This is a genomic window from Winogradskya humida, from assembly GCF_016862215.1.
GTDB classification, from domain to species: Bacteria; Actinomycetota; Actinomycetes; order Mycobacteriales; family Micromonosporaceae; genus Actinoplanes; species Actinoplanes humidus.
In genome coordinates this window covers 128211-145076 of record NZ_BOMN01000057.1, presented here as the reverse complement: position 1 = coordinate 145076, position 16866 = coordinate 128211, and the positions used below count along the sequence as shown (strand labels likewise).

At 69.3% G+C, this 16866-nt stretch carries 14 protein-coding genes; 5 read left to right on the top strand and 9 right to left on the bottom strand.

Translation table 11 applies throughout. From position 1 onward, the window contains the following. Positions 1–33 precede the first annotated feature (33 nt). Positions 34–2565: a glycosyltransferase family A protein gene (locus Ahu01nite_RS22675; protein WP_203838594.1), complete on the bottom strand. Its 2532-nt coding sequence runs from the start codon at positions 2563–2565 to the stop codon at positions 34–36. A 164-nt stretch (positions 2566–2729) separates the two neighbouring features. Between Ahu01nite_RS22675 and Ahu01nite_RS22670 the strand changes: the two genes are divergently transcribed. After that, a complete protein-coding gene (locus Ahu01nite_RS22670; protein ID WP_203838593.1) occupies positions 2730–4082 on the top strand; it encodes a cellulase family glycosylhydrolase in 1353 nt (450 codons plus the stop codon). A 561-nt stretch (positions 4083–4643) separates the two neighbouring features. Here Ahu01nite_RS22670 and Ahu01nite_RS22665 read toward each other — a convergent pair. Continuing rightward, the gene (locus Ahu01nite_RS22665; RefSeq protein ID WP_203838592.1) at positions 4644–5966 is read right to left on the bottom strand and encodes an FAD-dependent oxidoreductase; all 1323 of its coding nucleotides are present in this window, start codon (positions 5964–5966) and stop codon (positions 4644–4646) included. A gap of 34 nt (positions 5967–6000) precedes the next feature. Continuing rightward, positions 6001–6639: a class I SAM-dependent methyltransferase gene (locus tag Ahu01nite_RS22660; protein WP_239159053.1), complete on the bottom strand. Its 639-nt coding sequence runs from the start codon at positions 6637–6639 to the stop codon at positions 6001–6003. A gap of 151 nt (positions 6640–6790) precedes the next feature. On the opposite strand from Ahu01nite_RS22660, the gene Ahu01nite_RS22655 reads away from it, so the two are divergent. After that, entirely contained in the window at positions 6791–7099 is a 309-nt protein-coding gene (locus tag Ahu01nite_RS22655) for a hypothetical protein (protein WP_203838590.1), read from the top strand. Continuing rightward, positions 7096–7404 (top strand): hypothetical protein, encoded by a 309-nt coding sequence (locus Ahu01nite_RS22650; RefSeq protein ID WP_203838589.1) that lies wholly within the window; start codon positions 7096–7098, stop codon positions 7402–7404. Before Ahu01nite_RS22655 ends, Ahu01nite_RS22650 begins: the two co-directional genes overlap by 4 nt. 4 nt (positions 7405–7408) lie before the next feature. Here Ahu01nite_RS22650 and Ahu01nite_RS22645 read toward each other — a convergent pair whose 3' ends face one another. The 5 genes from Ahu01nite_RS22645 to ftsY all read right to left on the bottom strand — a co-directional run bounded on the left by Ahu01nite_RS22645 (position 7409) and on the right by ftsY (position 13660). Continuing rightward, positions 7409–9673, bottom strand: a complete 2265-nt coding sequence (locus Ahu01nite_RS22645) for a [protein-PII] uridylyltransferase (RefSeq protein ID WP_203838588.1) — start codon at positions 9671–9673, stop codon at positions 7409–7411. Positions 9674–9682: 9 nt separating this feature from the next. Then, complete coding sequence (locus Ahu01nite_RS22640) at positions 9683–10021, bottom strand: P-II family nitrogen regulator (RefSeq protein ID WP_203838587.1); 339 nt, start codon at positions 10019–10021, stop codon at positions 9683–9685. 33 nt (positions 10022–10054) lie between these two features. After that, positions 10055–11401, bottom strand: a complete 1347-nt coding sequence (locus Ahu01nite_RS22635; protein WP_275411773.1) for an ammonium transporter — start codon at positions 11399–11401, stop codon at positions 10055–10057. A gap of 246 nt (positions 11402–11647) precedes the next feature. Then, positions 11648–12445, bottom strand: a complete 798-nt coding sequence (locus Ahu01nite_RS22630; protein ID WP_203838586.1) for a phosphotransferase — start codon at positions 12443–12445, stop codon at positions 11648–11650. A 51-nt stretch (positions 12446–12496) separates the two neighbouring features. Further along, positions 12497–13660 (bottom strand): signal recognition particle-docking protein FtsY, encoded by a 1164-nt coding sequence (gene ftsY, locus Ahu01nite_RS22625; RefSeq protein ID WP_203838585.1) that lies wholly within the window; start codon positions 13658–13660, stop codon positions 12497–12499. Between the two features lie 152 nt (positions 13661–13812). On the opposite strand from ftsY, the gene Ahu01nite_RS22620 reads away from it, so the two are divergent. Both Ahu01nite_RS22620 and Ahu01nite_RS22615 read left to right on the top strand, forming a co-directional pair. Next, the gene (locus tag Ahu01nite_RS22620) at positions 13813–15501 is read left to right on the top strand and encodes an alkaline phosphatase D family protein (protein WP_239159052.1); all 1689 of its coding nucleotides are present in this window, start codon (positions 13813–13815) and stop codon (positions 15499–15501) included. 7 nt (positions 15502–15508) lie between these two features. Beyond that, positions 15509–16030, top strand: coding sequence for a DinB family protein (locus Ahu01nite_RS22615; protein WP_203838583.1), 522 nt, complete (start codon positions 15509–15511; stop codon positions 16028–16030). Between the two features lie 159 nt (positions 16031–16189). Here Ahu01nite_RS22615 and Ahu01nite_RS22610 read toward each other — a convergent pair whose 3' ends face one another. Next, complete coding sequence (locus Ahu01nite_RS22610) at positions 16190–16804, bottom strand: HAD family hydrolase (RefSeq protein ID WP_203838582.1); 615 nt, start codon at positions 16802–16804, stop codon at positions 16190–16192. Positions 16805–16866: the final 62 nt, after the last annotated feature.

Here is a 16866-nt window from a genome sequence, read left to right as displayed (position 1 = left end):
ACACGACGCCTAACGGCGCCGACTGCCCGCCCGTTACGCGTGGGAAGGTTCGGGTGTGCGCTGCGCGGGGGCTGACGTACGCGGCGCGTGCACCAGTCCCGCGATCCGATCGACGAAGAGCTGCGGGTGGTACGCCTTGGTGATCACGGCCCGCGCCCGCCGGCTCTGCTCCGCGAAGAGCACCCGGTCCGCGCTGTAACGCCTGATCAGCCCGTCGACCTCGTTCGGTGCACAGTAGATGGCCGCGTCCCCGAAGACCGCGGCGTGCCGCTCCTGGGTCAGCACCACGCACCCCTGCCCGGCCGCCTCCAGCGCGGGACGCGAGAACGTCTCGATCGCCGCCGGATGCGGGAAGTGCAGGTAGAAGTCGAGCTGGTGCAGGAAGGTGCGCAGGTCCAGGTCCGTGGCTTCATAGACCAGGTGCGAGCGGGGACCGTTCAGGACCATGTCGGTACGCGGCCAGTCCGGCAGCCGCACCCGCACGTCCGCCGCGCCGAGCTCGTCGTAGACGTAGAGCGCCTCCCGGGTGTCCCGCGGCCACACGCCCTGGTCGCACAGGTCGGTCCCGATCACCGGCAGCCCCGGCCCGGCACCGGTGCGGACCGCCGCCCAGCGCTCGGTGCCGATGACGGTCGGCAGGTCGTACGGCGTCAACTCCACCGCCGGCTTGTACGCGCGCAGCACCGCCCGGATCTCCGGGTCCTGCGGGCACCACACCGGTTGCACCCCGAACAGGCGGGCGGCGACCCGCGTGCAGTCCGCCACGTCGTAGCGGTTGTCGAGGTTGTCGAGGCGTACCGGGGCCTGATCCGCGACCACCAGCATCTGCCGTGGCCGGAGCAGATAGTCATCACCCTCGGCGAACTGGAGCACCGCGGCGTGCCGCACGATCAGCAGCGCCGTCTCCACGGCCTCGGCCGGCAGCACCTGAGTGATCCGGGCGTCGTTGACCATCGCCTGGATCTGCGAGTTCAGCGGATACCGCCGCCGGGCCATCGGGCGCAGCGACTCGATGTGCAGCACGGCGACACGCAGACCCCGGTCGACCAGCGTCTGGATCTCCTCGATCGCCGACAGTTGCGGGCCCTGCAGGAAACGCCAGTCACCGGCGAGCACGACGTCGTACTCGGGGCGGGCGGGGGCTTCGCCGCGGGCGTAGCGAAGATGGTCGGGAGCGGCGAACTGGCGCTCCCCACCCTCGCGAGGCAGGTAGGGCTTAGCCCCCTGGGACGCGATCCGGCCGTGCCACTGCTGATAGGCCGACGAGTACGCCACCCGCGCCGGATGCATCCAGTAGGCGCGGATCTCCGAGCGGGACAACGAGCCGTACGACAGCCGGATCAGCGCGAGCGGCTCGGTGTCGAGGTGCTGCACCGCCCGCTCGCCGTAGACCGCGCGCATCCGTCCGATGTACTCGGAGTCGGCGGCCTTGCGTACCTGGTCGAAGTAGCCGATCCGGTCCATCACCTGCGAGCGGCGGAACACCAGCGACGACGGGTTGAACCGGCCACGCCGCACGGCCGGGCGGGTCAGCACGAGCTCGTCGGTGACCCCGAGCCCGTCGCTGGTCGTGGCCACGATGCGGGTGTTCTCCAGCATCGGGCGTACCTGCAGCTCGAGCCGGCGCGGATGGGACCAGTCGTCGGAGTCCTGGAACGCGACGAACTCACCTTCCGCGGCGTCCAGCCCGGCGTTGCGGGCCGCGTACGTTCCCTGGTTGCGTAGCTGTTTGACCAGGTGGATCCGCGGGCCGAGGGTCATCGCCCGGCGCAGCACCTCGTCGAACTCCGGCGGCGACGCGTCGTCCACGATGATGATCTCGACGTTGCGCCAGGACTGCGCGAGGATCGAGCGCACCGCGGTGATCAGGCCCTCACCCGGGTGGTACGCCGTGACGACCACCGAGACGCGCTGCGGCTCCTCCACCGGCGCGGCCTCGGCGGCGACGGTCAGCCGGTCGAACGCGGGCAGCCCGAGTACCGGCTGCGGCCCCTCGGCGGTTTCCAGCGCCGGGTAGGGCTTCGGCATGAGCCGCTGGAAGACCGCCAGCCAGGGCGCGACCGGCTTCGCCCCACCTTCGAGGAACGGGTTGACCACGTCGATCTCGAGGTCACCGCGCACTGCCGGACTGATCGACCGGTACGCCGTGAGCAGCTCGCGCGCTGCTTCCGCGCCCCGCCACGAGAACGTGAGCTCGGCGTGCAGACCCTGATGCGATCCCGGTACGCCGTTCGCCCCGAGGCTCGCGCGCATCAGTTCGTAGATGGCCAGGGCGTCCGTACGGTCCCCGGGCAGCATGTCCTGAAGCGCGAGCGTCTGGGCGAGCCCGGCCACCACCGAGGGCCGGACGCCCCCCGCGATCCCCTTGAACCAGCGCACGTCCTTGTTACGCGCGGCAATGATCAACTGTTCGTACGTCGCCCCGGACCCCCGCAGCGCCGTGTACGCGATGAGCCGTCGCATCTCCAGCGACCGGAGCCGGACCGCGGTGGCCGGCATAGCCCGCTGAACGTGGTACCGGGCGACCCTCAGGTAGTCGTCGAGCAGACCTGCTGGTTCCCCCATGGTGCAACTGACCTCTTCGCTACGGCCGCTATGTCGCTATAGGCAACGCCCCTGCTCGTGGCGAGGTGACGTGGAACCGGTCGCATCTTCATGGAAGCGCTCCCATTGTGCATCGACGTTCATCGTTCTAACGTGTTACCACCCCGTTACAAAAGGAGATGGGCATGAAGAGACGACTAGCCACCCTGGCCGCAGCGGCGCTCGCAGCCGTCGCTTCCGTCCTGTTCGTGGTGAATCCGGCATACGCCGCCGCCGGCCTGCACGTCAGCGGCACGAACATCGTCGAGGCGAACGGCCAGCCATTCATCATGCGCGGCATCAACCACGCCCACACCTGGTACACCAACCAGACCTCATCGTTCGCCAACATCAAGGCCACCGGCGCCAACACCGTCCGCGTCGTCCTCAGCGGCGGCCGCTGGACCGCCAACACGGCCACCGACGTGGCGAACGTCATCGCCCTGTGCAAGGCCAACAAGCTCATCTGCGTCCTCGAGAACCACGACACCACCGGGTACGGCGAGGACAGCGCGGCGTACACCCTCGACCAGGCCGCCAACTACTGGATCGGCCTCAAGAGCGTGCTGGTCGGCCAGGAGGACTACATCGCCATCAACATCGGCAACGAGCCGATCGGCAACACCAACCCGTCCCAGTGGACAGCCGCAACCACCGCCGCGATCCAGAAGATGCGCACCAACGGCTTCCAGCACCTGCTCATGATCGACGCCCCCAACTGGGGCCAGGACTGGAACTACGTCATGCGCGACAACGGCCAGACCATCCTCGACGCCGACACCCAGCACAACACCGTGCTCTCGATCCACATGTACGCCGTCTTCAACACCGCCGCCTCGATCGTCTCCTACCTGGACACGTTCAAAGCCAAAGGCTGGCCGCTGGTCATCGGCGAATTCGGCTGGCAATTCGCCTCCGGCGAGGTCGACGACCAGACCCTCATGGCCGAAGCCGACGCCCGAGGGCTCGGATACATCGGCTGGTCCTGGGCCGGCAACACCGACCCCATCCTCGACATGACCGTCAACTTCGACCCCGCCCAGCTCACCACCTGGGGTCAGCGCATCATCAACGGCCCCCACGGCATCAAGGCCACCGCCAAGCAGGCCACCATCTACGGCACGTCGCCCACCACTCCCCCCACGACGACACCGCCCACGACCACGCCTCCCACCACCACGCCGCCGCCGGCCGGGGTCAGCTGCACGCCGGCGTACTCGGTCACCGGGCAGTGGCAGGGCGGATTCCAGGGCGAGGTCAAGGTCACGGCGGGCAGCACGGCCATCAAGACCTGGACTGTCACCATGACGTATGCCAACGGGCAGAGCGTGTCCCAAGCGTGGAATGCAACCGTGTCCTCTAGTGGGTCTGCGGTCACCGCTCGTAATGTCAGTTACAACGGTGCTCTTGCTGCCGGGGCGTCCACGACGTTCGGGTTCCTTGGGTCGTGGAGCGGGACCAATAGCGTTCCTGCTCTGACCTGTGCTGGGACTGCATAGGCTTTCTCACTCTTGGACGGGTGAGGGCCGGGGTGACCGAGACAGGCTTGAAGAGCGTTTTTATGCCTGTCCCGGCCACCCCGGCCCTCACCCTTGCGTGCGAGATGATGCCGGTCATCGGTGGTCGCCCGCCGCTGGGTGCATGGCCGGGCTCAGCGCCCACCTCTTGCAGGTGGTCTGGCTGCCGCGCTGTGGGCGCGGTTTCAGCGAGGGCTCAGCAGGCCGGCGTGAGTGGGTGGTTTCGCGACGCACCTCGCCGGTTGCGGTTGGGGAAACAGCTTCTGGCGTGGACCGATTCCGACAGCGCGACGAAGGTGTGGGGGTCTCACCCAGCGGACCCCGCCAACGCCGCCGTCTCAACGCCCGCGGCAACCGCCGGCTCACCATGGCCCTGCACATCATCGTGGTCCAAGCTCAGCGTCCGGGTCTCGGCGGTGCTTACTAGCAGCGCGAGCTCGGCGAAGGGAAGTCCCGGCCGCAACCCGTTCTTGCCACTACCTGACAGGCGGAGGCGTTGTCAGCGATCTGCGGTCGGTCGGTGCCACCTGGGGGTCAGTGGTGTCAGGCGGGGGTGGTTTTTGTTTGGTGGATCAGGGTGATCAGGTCTTCGCGGGTGGGGCCGGGGAGGGGGGCCGGGTGCCAGCCTGTTGCGTAGACCTGGCGGGCTGCGGGTTCGGCTGCGGCGAGTGTGGAGGGGAGGGCGTTCATTCCCAGGTAGGGGGCGACCATGGGGGTGAGTTGGGGGTTCGCGTCGGCTGCTGCGGTGATGTGGATCGAGGTCAGGGGGCGGGTCAGGTCAATTTTTTCGCCTGCCAGCAGGCGTACGGCGGCTGGGTCTGAGGTCTGGTGGTCGTCGAACCAGGGCTTGATCGATGTGGTGCAGTAGTCGTCGAACGCCAGGGTTGCCGTCAGCACGTCGCTGGGGTGCTCGGCGAGGAGTCCTGTCAGGCTCTGGGCCTGGGCGAGCGAGGTGGCGATGCCCCGGCCCGCGGTCGGGTTGGTGGTGCAGACGACGTCGCCGAGGTGGATGAGGCCGGGTAGCGCGACCCGGCCCCGATCGTCGAGCTGCCCGCGGTAGGTGTTGCGCAGGTGCACGCCGGGCAGGACCCGGGTGATCGGCCGGCTGCGCGCGGGATCGGTCCACTCGGCGAGCCCGGGCACGACCCGGACCACAGCTTCGTACACCTCGGGGAAGCGCCAGTCCGCCAGTTCCTCGTCGGTGTCGCGGCGGGTGAGCGACACCGACACCGTGCCGGCGTCCTGCACGAAGACCACACCGAGGTAACCCGCGAATCGGCTGATCAGACCGACCGGCGAGCTCGACGGGCCCGGCTGCGCGCCGGGCCGGAGCTGATACTGCCGGGAGACGTACGAGACCCCGCAGTCGCCGCTCGTCTCCGGCGCCCGCAGCCCCTCGGCGAGCCGCCCGGACCGCCCGGAGGCGTTGATCACCAGGTCGGCCTCGAGGACAGCTCCGTCGATCCGCACCCCGGCAGCCCGGCCCCGGTCGCTGAGCACCTCGTCGGCGTGCCCGGTCACCACCGTGACACCGGGCTCGGTGACCGCGGCCGCCCGCAGGACCCGCTCGAACGTGATCCGCCGCGACCTGAGACCGCCCGGATACCCCTTCACCAGGATGGGTTCCGCCCCGGCGGCCACCAGCGCGGCGCCGACGTCAGGCAGGTCGGAGCCGAGCACGTCCACAATCGGCTGACGGATCCCGTGCGGATGATGGAACTGCATGACGCCACTGCGCGCCCAGCTGCCGTCCGCCGCCGGCCCGGGGTCACGGTCCACAAGGGTGACCCGATGGCCGCGCCGGGCGAGCACGGTCGCGGTGAACAGCCCGGTGGGTCCCGCCCCGACGATTGCCACACGCGTCATGCCCTCCGACACTAGGCGAAGTCGCGGTGACGGGTCAGCCTTTACGGGCGAGCAACTGGACGCCCTTGAACTGCCGCTTGTCCGTGGGCGCGGGCTCGCTGACCATCCGGGCCACCTCGGCCAGCCCGCACTCACGCAGCAGCGCAGTTAGATGGTCGGGCCACCAGCGATACGCCGGCGCGACCGCGTGGTCGTAAATCTGCGTCGGGTGAGACGCGTCATCGGTTGCCGAGAAGCACATCAACAGGTGACCGCCGGGCACCAGAACCCGGTGGAACTCCCCCACTATCGCGGGAACGTCCGGTGGCGGCGTGTGAATGATCGACCACCGTGAAAGCACACCGCCCAGCACCCCGTCCGCGATATCCAGCGCGGCCATCGACCCCACCTCGAACCGCAGCCCCGGGTAGGCCTCCCGAGCCAACCCCACCATCACCGGCGAAGCATCCACCCCAAACGCCTCGACCCCAAGCCCATCCAGGTACGCAGTGACGTGCCCAGGCCCGCACCCCAGATCCGCAACCCGCCCGACCCCCACGAACTCGGCGAAAGCGCCCAGGATCGCCCGGTCCAGCGGGCTCTCCCGCAACGAGTCGCGAAAGAGGTCCGCGTAGGCAGAAGCAGCTTCGTCGTAGGCGTCGCGAGCAACGCCGAAGGCATCAAATTCGACCACGTCCGGCACTGTAGTTCCCCATCCAACGGAGCGAAGCGGGCAGCGTTGGTGCGGCGCTGTGACGGAAGTGGCAGGACTCAGACGTGAGCGGTATTGCTGCATTGCAGTAATACCGCTTGGCGGTACGACTCAGGCGCTGCATTCTCGAACCATGGAGGAGAGCCCCCGCAGCACTGCAGCGAGCCGACGGTTGCGAGCCACTAAGGCCGTCGTCACCGGCCGGAGCGGCAGCAGAACTGTTCGCAGGACTGTCCGTAACGTCGGCGATGCCCAAACCGGACATGAGGCGACGAAAGCGACGCTTCGCCCGGCTATTTCAGTGCCCGCGAGCCAGGCATGGTTCTGGACCGAGGGTTGGCAGGAGGGCGAACGGCGCGCAGACGCCGATGTCGTTGCCGGCCGAACCACTACCTATGACAATGTCGATGACTTCATGGACAGCCTGGACATCGACGAGTGAAGTTCGACAAGACCGACGAGTTCGCCGCCGACTGGAAGTCCATGCCGATCGACCATCGGCGCATTTTTCGATCCCTCATGCCCGCCTTCAACACGGCGTGCCAGGCGTATATCGACAATCCTGGGCAGCCGTGGCCCGCGAACCTACGGGTCAAGCCGATGGCCCATTCAGCGGGGATCTGGGAGATGACCTGGCCGTTCTCGGGCCCTGACGGCCGTGCGACATTCGAGTTCTTCCAGCTCGATGGGCACACCGCAGTCAGGTGGCGACGGATCGGCCGCCACGAGATCTATCAGAGGCCCTGACGTTTCAGACCGCTGCGAGCACCAGGGCTTCGACCCGGTCGCGGTCGGCTTCGTCGGCCCAGGCTCCGACGAGGTAGAACGCGTCGACGACGTCGCCGCCGAGGGTGGAGATGCGGGCGGCGCGGACCTCGGCGCCGGCTTCGTCGAGGGCGGCGGAGACTCGGTACAGCAGGCCGGATGAGTCGGGCGCGCGGAGCTCGAGGACCACTGCGTCGGTGGCGACCGAGCGGAGCCAGACGACGCGCGGTGCCGCCCCTTCGCGGGAGTTGCCGGCTCGGGCGCGCAGCCGCTGGGTGACAGAGACGTCTCCGGCCGCGACTCGGCGCAGGTCGGCGGTCAGTGCGACGGGTTCGGCCGGGGAGCCGTAGCGGGGCTGGGTCAGGAACTCGACGATCGCTCGCCCGTCCACCGTGGAAGCGTCCGCAGCGAGCACGTCGAGGCGGTGCAGGGCCAGGACCGCGGCCACCGAGCCGAGCAACCCCCGGCGGTCGGCTGCGGCAACCGACACCCGGTCTCCATCCAGGTGTACGGCGGGCAGGTCGCCTTCCAGCAGCAGCGGGTCGGGCTCGGGGGCGGCGGGGAGGGCACCGGTGTCCAGGGCGGTGTGGACGCGGTGGACGAGTTCGGCGATCAGGCGGCCCTTCCAGTCCGACCAGGCGGCCGGGCCGGTGGCGTGGGAGTCGGCGCGGGCGAGGGCGTGCAGGAGGTCGAGGGTGGTGATGTCGCCGACGGTTTCGGCGACGGTGGAGATGGTGATCGGGTCGCTGAGGTCGCGGCGGGTTGCCATGTCCGGGAGGAGCAGGTGGAGCCGGACGAGTTTGTCGATGGTGGCCGCGTCGGTGGGTGAGAGGCCGATGCGGGTGGCGATCTCGCGCGCGATCGGGGCGCCCACGGTGCTGTGGTCGCCGGGGAGGCCCTTGCCGACGTCGTGCAGGAAGGCCGCGATCAGCAGCAGGTCGGGGCGGTCGACCTCACGGGTGTACGCGGTTGCCTCGTACGCCGCCTGCACGAGGTGCCGGTCGAGGGTGAAGCGGTGTACGGGGTGGTGCTGGGGCAGGCTGCGCATCCGGGCCCACTCGGGGAGCCAGGCGTCGATGAGGCCGTACCTGTCGCAGGTTTCCCAGGTGGGGAGCAGTCCCTGGCCGGAGCCGAGCAGCGAGACCAGGGCGGCGCGGGCGGCGTCCGGCCAGGGTGTCGGCAGCGGCGGGCAGAAGGCGGCGAGCCATTCGCAGGTCGCGCGGGCGATGGGCAGGCGCACGGTTGCGGCGGCCGCGGCGACGCGCAGGGAGAGGGTGGGGTCGGGGACCGGGCCGATCGCCGTGCGGGCGAGGACGAGCTCGCCGTCCTGTTCGACGACGTCCCGCGCTACCGGGCGGCGTTTGGGGGTGCCCGGAGGGGTGCCGCGGCGGCGGCCGTTGCGGAGGCGGTCGGCGGCGCGGAATGCGTCGTCGAGGGCGTGGGCGATGGTCCGGGCGTCTCCGGCGACGCGGCGCAGCAGGGTGTCGCCGTCGTCGAGGTCGAGCAGGGTGGCGACGGTGCCGCGTTCCTGGGCGACGAGGCGGTCGACGCGGCGGCCGACGGCGAGGTGCAGGGCGTCGCGGGTGTCGAGCAGGCGCAGGTTGGCGGCGCGGACCGCAGGGCGCATGGTGTCGGCGATCCCGGCCCGGCCCAGGCCGCGCAGGATGGTCAGGTCACGCAGGCCGCCGGCGGCTTCCTTGAGGTCGCCTTCGAGCAGGAACGCGAGCTCGCCGTGGGTGGCCCAGCGGCTCTCGGTGATCTCCCGGAGCTGGGGCAGCATCCGCACCGCGGTGCGCCGCCACTGGTCGCCGGTGGCCGCGATGAGTTCAGCGGAGAGTGCCGCATCGCCCGCGACGTGGCGGGCGTCGAGCAGGCCGAGCGCGACCTTCACGTCGTCGACTGCCACGGACAGGGCCTCGGGAAGCGTACGCACGGAGTGGTCGAGGCCGAGCCGGGCGTCCCAGATCGGGTACCAGAGTGCGGAGGCGATCCGGTCGATGCCGGCAGTGCCGTTGTGCAGCAGGACGAGGTCGAGGTCGCTGTAGGGCGCGCAGTCGCGGCGACCCAGGCCACCGACCGCCACCAGGCTGACCCCGGGGAGGTGACCGGGGAACATCGCCGCCAGCCACGCATCAAGCGCCGCCGCCCGGTCTGACCGGGCGGCGGCGCCGATGTGCGATCTGAGCGCGGCCGGTGAGCCGTCCTTGGGCACACGAGGTGCTGCTGACGGCTCACTGACCACGTAGCTCATAGGTGATTATTACAGCGCGTCGAGTCCGCGCTCACCGGTACGTACCCGGATCACGTCGTCCACGCCGGTGACCCAGACCTTGCCGTCACCGATCTTGCCCGTACGCGCCGAGGTGATCACCGCGTCGACGACCTTCTCGACGTCGATCTCGTCGGTCAGCACCTCGACCTTGATCTTCGGCAGGAACTCCACCGTGTACTCGGCTCCCCGGTACACCTCGGTGTGGCCCTTCTGACGTCCGTACCCCTGCACCTCGCTCACGGTGAGGCCGGCGACGCCCAGTGCGTGCAGCGCCTCCTTCACCGCGTCGAGCTGGTACGGCTTGATGACCGCGGTCACCAGCTTCATGCTTAGTCCCTCCATCGGAGCAGCCATGAGAACTTAACCGGCGACCTTTTGGCTCGCGTCGGCCTTACCGTCAGCGTCGACCCCTGGCTTCAGGCCGGCGAGTGCGAACCCGCCGCCACCGGAGCCGCCCGAGGGCGTGAAGTCGTACGCGGTCTCGCCGTGGTCGGAGATGTCGATGCCCTCGACCTCGGCCTCGTCGCTGACCCGGCCGAGCTTGACGGCCTTGAGGACGAGAGCGAGGACCGCGGCGATCGCGAACGAGTAGACGGTGACCGCGGCGCTGCCGACGAACTGACGCCAGAGCTGGTCGACGCCGCCGCCGTAGAAGAGGCTCTCGCGCGAGGCGAGCGCGTTCACCTGGGTGGTGGCGAAGAAGCCGATGCCCAGCGAGCCGATCCAGCCACCGACGAAGTGCACGCCGACCACGTCGAGCGAGTCGTCATAGCCGAGCTTGTACTTCAGGCCGACCGCCAGGGCGCAGAGGACACCGGCGATGATGCCGAGCAGAGCCGCGGGCAGCGGGGCGATGAAGCCACAGGCCGGGGTGATGGCGACCAGACCGGCGACCGCACCGGAGGACGCGCCGACCAGGGTCGGCTTACCGTCGCGGAGCCACTCGACAATGATCCAGCCGAGCAGTGCGGCGGCCGTCGCGACCTGGGTGTTGACGAACGCGACCGCGGTGACGCCGTCGACGGTCAGCTCGGAGCCGGCGTTGAAGCCGAACCAGCCGAACCAGAGCAGACCGGCGCCGAGGGCGACGAACGGCACGTTGTGCGGGCGCATGTTCTCCCGCGGCCAGCCGATGCGCTTGCCGAGGACCACGGCGACACCGAGCGCGGCAGCACCGGCGTTGATGTGGACCGCGGTGCCACCGGCGAAGTCGAGCGCGCCGAGGTTGACACCGATCCAGCCACCGCCCCAGACCCAGTGGGCGACGGGGACGTAGACCAGGGTGAACCAGCCGAAGCCGAAGAGCACCCAGCCGCCGAACTTGAAGCGGTCCGAGAGGGAACCGCTGATCAGCGCGACGGTGATGATGGCGAACATCATCTGGAAGACCATGAAGACGTAGGTCGGGATGCCGGTCTCGAGCCACATCTCGGGGATCCAGCTGGTGCCGGTGCCCCAGTACTGCGTGAAGCTGCCGAGGAACTTGTTGACGCCCTCGGAATCGTTGCTACCAAATGCCAAAGTGAACCCATACAGCACCCAGAGCACGGAGATGAGCCCGATTGACGAGAAGCTCATCATCATCATGTTCAGGGCGCCCTTGGACCGGTTGAGGCCACCGTAGAACAGCGCCAGACCCGGGGTCATGAGCAATACGAGCGCAGACGACAGGAGCAACCAGGCGGTATTGCCGGTGTTGATCTCCACGCTGCCTCCTCTCGGTTAGTGTCCTCCCAAACGACCGAGAGGGCAGCATCGCTCCAGTCGGCCGGTGTAGGGCGGAAGCCTTCCGGCCTGCTGTTTCGAGCAGGGTCTACGCGCGATTTCCAACACGTGACCGCTTGTTTCGTACGTGTGAAGAAACTCTCACAGCCGTGTAGAAAAATCGCCACGAACCTCCACAAAACGCCTAAGTAAGCACCGACCGAGCGAGACCAGAAGGTCGACGGCCAGTTAACGAAGTGCGTACTCGAGGGTGTGACGTTCGTAATCGAGCAGACGCAGATCGCGCATCGGACGACGCAGATGCCCCTTGTGCACGATTCGCACGAACGCCGGGTCACCGGCGGCCGCCATCCGCCGGATGCCCTCGACGTGGTCCACGATCCGCTTACGAATAGTGCGGACCAGGCGATGACGGTCGCGCGGAATAAGGCCGTAGGCGTCGGCGAAGAGCCGGAGCCGGCGCGGCCGATTGGGGCGCTTCCAGCCGAGCGTGTAGGAATCCCGGTCGCTGAACAAAGGCACCCAGGTCCAGGCCGCATAAGCCACGTCGTAAATACGCGCACCCGGCGAGGCGAGATCGAAGTCGATCAGCGCGAGGGTGCCGTCGGGCCGCCAGACCACGTTGTGCGGGGCGGCGTCGTGGTGACAGATCACCTCGGTGTCCGGCGGCGGCGGGCCGAAACTGCGCCACACCGCGTTGGGCGGGGGCTGGAAGCCGTACTGCGCGTCGTGGAACATGCGCAGCATCGTCGCGACCGTGACCAGTGCTTCCTCGGTGGTCCAGTGCGGGGCCAGCGGATACTCCCCGCACTCCCCGTCGAGGTACGACAGGACCTCCCGGCCACGGTCGTCCATGCCCAGGGCGTGCGGCGACCCGGTGAACCCGACCCGCTGCAGATGGTTGAGCAGCGAGTGCACGGCGGGCGTCCACGGTCCGGCGTTACGGCGAACCGTGTCGCCGAGTTTCGAGACCGTGCTGACGTTCCCACCGTGCAGAGGAATCTCGCGCAGAGGCTCCTGCGTCACGCACGACCTCCCCCGAGTGTGATCACTACCGCCGATGTCCTGCTCTTGAGATTACGCATCGCTGCCAAGCAGGGCCTCGACGAAGGCCGCCGGCTCGAACGGCGCCAGGTCGTCCGGCCCCTCGCCCAGCCCGACCAGCTTGACCGGGATGCCCAGCTTGCGCTGCACGGCGATGACGATGCCGCCCTTGGCCGTGCCGTCGAGCTTGGTGAGCACCACACCGGTCACCTCGACCGCCTCGGTGAAGACCCGCGCCTGCTCCAGGCCGTTCTGCCCGGTGGTCGCGTCGAGGATCAGCAGCGTCTCGTCGACCGAGCCGTGCTTCTCCACCACCCGCTTGACCTTGCCCAGCTCGTCCATCAGACCGATCTTGTTCTGCAGGCGGCCGGCGGTGTCGATCAGAACCGTGTCCACACCGACGTCGATACCCCGCTTGACCGCGTCGAAAGCCACGCTGGCCGGATCTCCGCCCTCGGGGCCGCGCACGGTCTCGGCGCCGACCCGCTCACCCCAGGTCGCCAACTGCTCGGCGGCGGCGGCGCGGAACGTGTCGGCGGCACCCAGCAGCACCGTGCGGCCGTCGGCCACCAGCACCCGGGCGATCTTGCCGCAGGTGGTGGTCTTACCGGCGCCGTTGACGCCGACGACCAGGACCACCGCGGGACGCCCGTCGTGCGGGGAGGTCTTGAGGCTGCGGTCCAGCTCCGGCTCGAGGGCTGCGGTGAGCTCCTCGGCGAGCTGTGCCCGCACCTCGGCAACCGTGCGGGTGCCCAGCACCCGGACCCGCTCGCGCAGCCGCTCGACCAGGACCTGGCTCGCTTCGACGCCGACATCGGCGGAGATCAGGCTGTCCTCGATCTCCTCCCACGCGTCCTCGTCGAGGTGGTCACGGGAGAGCACGCTGAGCAGACCGCGCCCGAAGACGCTCTGCGAACGGCTCAGCCGCGCCCGCAACCGGACCAGACGCCCGGCCGTGGGCTCCGGGGTCTCGAGCGATGGAGCAGCGGGCTCCTCCTCGACCGGGGCGGGCCGCTCGACCAGCGGCGGAAGCTCCTCGACCGGGGGAATCACGGGCGGACGCTCGAGGGTCGTCGTGCCCGCCCCCGTCTGCTCCGACGGCGGCAGCTCGCGCCGGCGCAGGCGCGGGACGACGAGGCCGACGGCCCCGACGATCAGCACCGCCAGCAGGATCAGTGAGGCGACGACGTATTCCATGTACGAAATCCTGACAGATGCGCTGCGGCTGTGCGGGGCCACCCGGCCGTGTCCAACACCACGCGGGGTGATCCCGCCGTGCCGGAAACCGCCCTGGCGTAATGCCGGAGCGGTGGGGACGATGGAATCATGCGTCTCTCTGTGGTGATCCGTTGACCGCTTATCTCCTGATCGGCCCGGTGCTCCGGCGCGTCGTGGCCGGCAAAGCGACCGTCTGGGTCGAGACCACGGAACCCACGACCGTCCGGGTCGAGGCGAGGGACGGGGGCTCAGGCTCGGCACAGACCTTTTCCGCGTACGGCCACCACTACGCGATCGTGGTGGTCGAAGGGCTGCCCCTCGACGCCGCCAGCGAGTACGAGGTGTGGCTCGACGACAAGCGGGCCTGGCCCGACCCGGAGTCGCCCTACCCGCCGAGCCTGATCGTCACCCGGCCCGCGGACGACCAGGAGCACCCGGTCAGCTTCATCTTCGGCTCGTGCCGCGAGGCGACCCCGCAGTCGAATTCACGAAAATTGCCACCTGACGCGCTGGACGCGTACGCGAGGCGATTGATGACCGACCCGCACGACCCGCAGCTACGCCCGGACCTGATGGTCCTCCTGGGTGATCAGGTCTATGCCGACAACACCTCGGCGAAGGTGCGCCGCTTCCTCAAGCGCCGCCGGGCGGCCGGGCACGACGGGCCGGCGAACGAGGTCGTCTCGTTCGACGAGTACACCAAGCTCTATCTGGAGTCCTGGCGCGACCCGGAGGTCCGCTGGCTGCTCGCCACCGTGCCGAGCGTCATGATCTTCGACGACCACGAGATCATCGACGACTGGAACACCTCGGCCTCCTGGCGCCGCGACATGTCAGCCCAGCCGTGGTGGCCCGAGCGCATCTCCAGCGGCCTGGCCTCCTACTGGGTCTACCAGCACCTCGGCAACCTCAGCCCCGACCAGCTGGCCACCGACCCCCTGCTCGCCCAGATCACCGCGGTGCCCGACGCCACCCGGATCCTGCACGACTTCGGCATCACGGTCGACGCCCCCGAGTCCGCGGAGAACACCGACGTCCCGTTCCAGTGGAGCTTCGCCCTCGACGTGGGCCGCACCCGCCTGGTGATGCTGGACAACCGCTGCAACCGGGTCCTCACTCCCGGACGCCGCGAGATGCTCCCCGCCACGGAATGGAAATGGTTCGTCGACCAGGCCCACGGCGACTACGACCACCTGGTGGTCGGCTCGTCCCTGCCCTGGCTGATGCCCCCGGCCATCCACCACGGCGAAGCCTGGAACGAACGCATGGCCGACTCCGCCGGCCCCCGCCGCGCCGCCCTCGCCGAGAAGATCCGCCGCGCCTTCGACCTTGAACACTGGGCCGCGTTCATGCGCTCGTTCGACGCCCTCACCGAGCTCTTCCGCCGCCTGGGCGAAGGCGGTCCGTCAGCCCCGGCCCACCGCGTCGGCGCGGGCGGCGCCTACTCCGCGCCGGCCTCGATCAGCGTGCTGTCCGGTGACGTCCATCACTCCTACGTCGCAGCAGCCGACCTCGGCCCCGCGGTCACCACCCCGGTCCACCAGCTCACCTGCTCCCCGATCCACAACCAGGTCCCCGCCTTCATGCGCCCCCTGATGCGTTTCAGCTGGTCCCGCGCCGCCGCCAAGACAATGCGAGGCGTCGCCCGCTCCGCCGGAGTCAGCCGCCCGACCGTCGCCTGGGGCCGCCTCGCGGGCCCCTACTTCGGCAACGCCATCAGCACCCTGCACCATGAAGGCCCCCGCGCCGAGGTAAAAGTCGAGGGCACGACCAAGGACGGCGATTTATTCACCGTCGCCGAGCTCCCACTTAACAAATAATGGCCCGATGACGACATGGACAGCACCAAAAATCGAACGCGTCGCTGAACCGTTCACCGGCGACGAACGAGCCATGCTCGAGGGCTGGCTCGACTGGCACAGACAGACCCTGCTGAGCAAATGCGCCGGCCTGACCGCCCCGCAGCTCAAGGTCGCCTCCGTGGAGCCGTCCAACCTGACGCTGCTCGGCCTGGTCCGGCACATGTCCGAGGTGGAACGAGCCTGGTTCCGCCAGGCCGCCGCCGGCCAGGACCTCCCCGACATCTACTGCGACGACACCAACCTCGACGGCGACTTCGACGACGTGGCGGACGCCGACGCGGAGGCCAACTTCGCCACCCACCTGGCAGAGCTGGACGCCGTCCGAGCCACCGTCGCCGACCTGCCCCTCGACCACGAATTCCCCAACAAACGCCGCGGCTCCATCAGCCTCCGCTGGGTCTACCTCCACATGATCGAGGAGTACGCCCGCCACAACGGCCACGCCGACCTCCTCCGCGAACGCATCGACGGCGTCACCGGCGACTGAGACCGGCCACTTCTGAGCTGCGGTGGGGTTGGCCCGTGCGGCCTTGAGCCGCGGGCCGTGCGGGCCTCGTGCGGGCCGTGCGGGCCGTGCAGGCCCCAGCCTCACCCCGCCCGGCCTGGGGCCTGATCTCACCCGGCCGCGCCCGGGGTCCGCCGTGGGCTAGCTGATGCCGAGGGCCTTTTTCAGGTAGAGGATGTCCTGGGGGCCGGTCCAGCGGAAGGCGGGGAGCTTCGCGGCGCGGGCGCCTCGGATGACCCGGTCGTCGTCGTCCACGAAGAGGACCCAGGGCGGTTGCTCGTCGAGGGCTTCGGCGGCTCGGGCGAAGAAATCGGGGGCGGGCTTGTGGATCTTCAACTCGGTGGAGCTGATGATCGTGTCGAACTCGTGGGTGAGGCCGAGGGTTTCGAGGTCGCCGCGGAGGAGGTCGGTGGCGTTGGTGGCGAGGCCGACCGGGCGGCCGGCGGCGCGGACCTCGCGGATGAAGGTGAGGACCTCGGGGTCGACCGTGCCTCGGTGCTTCTGCCATTCGGTGACTGCCGCTCGGGCCTGGGCCTCGTCGAGAGGGAGGCGCTGGGCGATCAGGCCCATCCATTCGGCGTCGGTCATCTCGCCGGCGACCGCGGGGCGCAGGAGCTCCCAGGCGAAGGCGGTCTTCATCAGCGTGCCGGGCTCCAGCCCGTAGGTGGATTCGACGCCTGCCGCGACGGTGGGGTCCCAGCGGCGTACGACGCCGTCGAGGTCGATCAGCATGGCCCTGGCGGGTTGGCGCAGCATCCGGTCCGCGGTCCTCTCTCAGCGCTCGGGGGAACGCTTCTCAGCGCTCGGGGGAACGCTGC

Bases quoted from the DNA above. Each gene is read 5' to 3' on its own strand.
- Ahu01nite_RS22675 (WP_203838594.1), bottom strand. From the start codon at position 2,565: ATGGGGGAACCAGCAGGTCTGCTCGACGACTACCTGAGGGTCGCCCGG.
- Ahu01nite_RS22670 (WP_203838593.1), top strand. From the start codon at position 2,730: ATGAAGAGACGACTAGCCACCCTGGCCGCAGCGGCGCTCGCAGCCGTC.
- Ahu01nite_RS22665 (WP_203838592.1), bottom strand. From the start codon at position 5,966: ATGACGCGTGTGGCAATCGTCGGGGCGGGACCCACCGGGCTGTTCACC.
- Ahu01nite_RS22655 (WP_203838590.1), top strand. From the start codon at position 6,791: ATGGAGGAGAGCCCCCGCAGCACTGCAGCGAGCCGACGGTTGCGAGCC.
- Ahu01nite_RS22645 (WP_203838588.1), bottom strand. From the start codon at position 9,673: ATGAGCTACGTGGTCAGTGAGCCGTCAGCAGCACCTCGTGTGCCCAAG.
- Ahu01nite_RS22640 (WP_203838587.1), bottom strand. From the start codon at position 10,021: ATGAAGCTGGTGACCGCGGTCATCAAGCCGTACCAGCTCGACGCGGTG.
- ftsY (WP_203838585.1), bottom strand. From the start codon at position 13,660: ATGGAATACGTCGTCGCCTCACTGATCCTGCTGGCGGTGCTGATCGTC.
- Ahu01nite_RS22615 (WP_203838583.1), top strand. From the start codon at position 15,509: ATGACGACATGGACAGCACCAAAAATCGAACGCGTCGCTGAACCGTTC.
- Ahu01nite_RS22610 (WP_203838582.1), bottom strand. From the start codon at position 16,804: ATGCTGCGCCAACCCGCCAGGGCCATGCTGATCGACCTCGACGGCGTC.